We start from the raw sequence: 3661 nt of genomic DNA, 5'->3' as shown, positions 1-3661 counted from the left end.
TGCTGGACGTGGTGGCGGGCAAGACGGGTTATCCGGCGGAGATGCTGGAGTTGGGGATGGATGTGGAGGCCGATCTGGGGATCGACTCCATCAAGCGGGTGGAGATCATGGGGGTGTTGCACGAGCGTTTCGCCGCTGGTGCGCCCGCCGCCGGTCCTGAACAGCTTGGTGAGCTGCGGACGTTGCAGGACATCGTGTCGTTCGTGGCCAGTGGTCCCGCTGCCGGTGTGACGTCGGCTCCCGCTCCCGCCGCCGCTGTTTCCGCTTCCGTCGCCGGTCCTTCGGCCGACGAGGTGTCCGCCGCGCTGCTGGATGTCGTCGCCGGTAAGACGGGTTATCCGGCGGAGATGCTGGAGTTGGGGATGGATGTGGAGGCCGATCTGGGGATCGACTCCATCAAGCGGGTGGAGATCATGGGGGTGTTGCACGAGCGTTTCGCCGCTGGTGCGCCCGCCGCTGGTCCTGAGCAGCTTGGTGAGCTGCGGACGTTGCAGGACATCGTGTCCTTCATCGCCGGGGGTCCCGCCGACGCGACCCCCGCCGCCACCGCTCCCGCTCCCGCCGCCGCTGTTTCCGCTTCCGTCGCCGGTCCCTCGGCCGACGAGGTGTCCGCCGCCCTGCTGGATGTCGTGGCGGGCAAGACGGGTTATCCGGCGGAGATGCTGGAGTTGGGGATGGATGTGGAGGCCGATCTGGGGATCGACTCCATCAAGCGGGTGGAGATCATGGGGGTGCTCCACGAGCGTTTCGCCGCTGGTGCGCCCGCCGCTGGTCCTGAACAGCTCGGTGAGCTGCGGACGTTGCAGGACATCGTGTCCTTCATCGCCGGGGGTCCCGCCGACGCGACCCCCGCTGCCACCGCTCCCGCTCCCGCCGCCGCTGTTTCCGCTTCCGTCGCCGGTCCCTCGGCCGACGAGGTGTCCGCCGCCCTGCTGGATGTCGTGGCGGGCAAGACGGGTTATCCGGCGGAGATGCTGGAGTTGGGGATGGATGTGGAGGCCGATCTGGGGATCGACTCCATCAAGCGGGTGGAGATCATGGGGGTGCTCCACGAGCGTTTCGCCGCTGGTGCGCCCGCCGCCGGTCCTGAACAGCTCGGTGAACTGCGGACGTTGCAGGACATCGTGTCCCTCATCGCCGGGGGTCCCGCCGAGGCCGCTCCCGCCCCCGCCACCGCCCCGGGAGCGGCCGCGACGGCCGTCCCCGCGCCGGTCCCCGCCGACCCCGAACCGCCCCGAATAGGCCGCGCGCAGGCCGCCCTCGTCACCCTCCCCGCCCCGGACGAACTCCTCGCGGCCTACCCCGAGTCCTCGGCCGCCCTCCTGGTGGACGACGGTGGTGAGCTGGCCCCCACGCTCGCCGCGCGCTTGCAGGGCCAGGGGTGGAAGGTGCACGTCCTGCGCCTGCCCGGCGTCCCGCAGCGCGTCGACGGCGCCGTCGATCACGCCCTGACCGGCTGGGGCGTCAACGAACTCTCCGCCCGCACCGGGGAGATCGTCACCGAGGGCGTCAGCCTCGTCCTTGACCTGTGCACCAAGGAGCCGGCCGACTGGGCCGAGGCGGTCCGCCGCCTCGCGCACACCCTGCTCACCGCCAAGCACCTCGTGGAGCCGCTGACCGCGGGTGCCGCGAACGGCCGTACCGCCTACACCACCGTCACCCGGCTCGACGGCGCCTTCGGCGTCACCGGGGTGGACGAGGCCCGTACCCCCCTCGGCGGAGTCGCCGGGCTGGTGAAGACCCTCGCCGTGGAGGCGCCCCGGGTCTTCTGCCGGGCCGTGGACCTCGCCCCGCGCCTCGACGCGGACACCGCCGCCGAACTGGTCCTCGCCGAGACCCGCGATGCCGCCACCACCCCCGTCCAGACCGGGCACGACGGCACCCGCCGCGTCACCCTCACCGTCGGCGCCCGCGCCCCGCACCCCGAGGGCGCCGCGACGGAGCCCGTCGGCCCGCAGGACCTCCTCGTCGTCACCGGCGGCGCGCGCGGCATCACCGCCGTCTGCGTCGCCGAACTCGCCCGGCGGCACCGCACCGGCCTGCTCCTGCTCGGCCGCACCCCCCTCGTGGACGAACCCGCCTGGGCGCGAGGGGTGCACGACGCCGCCGCGCTGAAGGCCGCCGCCGTCGCCGACCTGAAGGCGGCGGGCGAGAAGCCCACGCCCAAGCGGGTCGAGGAGGCGTACCGGACCGTCACCGGCTGCCGTGAGATCCGCGAGACCCTGGAGGGGCTGCGCGCCGCCGGTTCCGACGCCCACTACCTCGCCGTCGACATCACCGACCCGCAGGCCGTCGCTGCCGCCCTCGCCCCCTACCGGGACCGGGTCACCGGCCTCGTGCACGGCGCGGGCGTCCTCGCGGACCAGCTCGTCGCGCAGAAGAAGGCCAGCGAGATCGAGCGGGTCTTCGCACCGAAGCTCACCGGCCTGCGCGCGGTGACCGCGGCCCTGGACGAGGACACCCTGCGCCACGTCGTGCTGTTCTCCTCCGTCGCCGGGTTCTTCGGCAACCGGGGCCAGTCCGACTACGCGATGGCCAACGAGACCCTCAACACCTGGGCGTCCGCCTTCAAGCGCCGCCACCCCCGCGCCCGCGTCACCTCCCTCAACTGGGGCGCCTGGGACAGCGGCATGGTCTCCCCGCAGATCAAGGCCGTGTTCGCCGAACGCGGCATCGCCCTCATCCCGCGCGAGCTGGGCGCGGAGCTGTTCGCCGAGCAGTTCGCCGCCGCGCACGCCGACGACGTCGTCACCGTCCTCGGCCCCACCACGCCGCTCTCCGAACCGGACACCGCCCCCGCCACGCCCGTCACCGTCCGCCGCGCCCTCGCGCCGCTGACCGGCGAGGCCGTGCTCGGCGACCACGTCATCGGGGACGCCCCCGTGCTGCCCGCCGCGCTCGCCCTGGGCCTCGCGGTCGGCCTCGCCGAACGCGTCACCGGCCAGGAGGTCCGCACCGTCAGGGACTTCGCGGTGCACAAGGGCATCGTCTTCGACGGCACCGAGCCCGCCGCGCTCGACGTGACCCTCACGCCCGCGCCGGGGGAGGAGGGCACGGTGACGGCCGCCCTGCGCTCCGAGACCGCCGGCGGCCCGCCCCGCCCGCACTACGCGGCCGTCCTGGACACCACCGCCGCGCCGCAGCCCGCGCCCCTGACCGGACTGCCCGCCCTCGGCGGCGGGACGGCGGCCGACGGCCTCTACCGCGACGGCACCCTCTTCCACGGCCCGTCCCTGCGCGGCCTGCGGCGCGTCCTCGCCGACGAGGAATCGCGCCTCGTCCTGGAGTGCTCGCTGCCCGAACCGCCCCTCGCGGACGGCGCGTTCAGCGGTCACCGCTACGCCCCCGGCGCCGCCGACCTGCTGCTCCAGGCGGCCCTCGTATGGGTACGGCGCTTCCGCGGCACGGCCGGGCTCCCGCTCTCCGTCGGCCGCGCCGCCCTGCACCAGCCGCTGCCCGGCAGCGAGACGTTCCTCGTCGTGGTGGAGCCCGTCGCGGCCCCGGACGGCGGACCGGCCCGCCTCACCGTCACCGCCTGCGCCCCCGACGGCACGGTCCTCACCGTCTGGGACGAGGTGTCCGTGATCTCGGCGCCGCAGCTCACGGACAAGTTCGTCGGCCGGCCGGCCACCGAAACCGCCTGACGACCCGACCCGGTCGG

General features: G+C 74.1%; 1 protein-coding gene. It reads left to right on the top strand.

Annotated elements, in window-relative coordinates; all coding sequences use genetic code 11:
• A partial coding sequence (locus tag SSBG_RS04750) for an SDR family NAD(P)-dependent oxidoreductase (RefSeq protein WP_037868952.1) occupies positions 1 to 3644 on the top strand: 3644 nt, incomplete at its 5' end.
• Positions 3645 to 3661 lie beyond the last annotated feature (17 nt).

Source organism: Streptomyces sp. SPB074 (assembly GCF_000154905.1).
Classification (GTDB): Bacteria; Actinomycetota; Actinomycetes; order Streptomycetales; family Streptomycetaceae; genus Streptomyces.
This window is presented reverse-complemented; position numbering and strand designations above follow the sequence as displayed.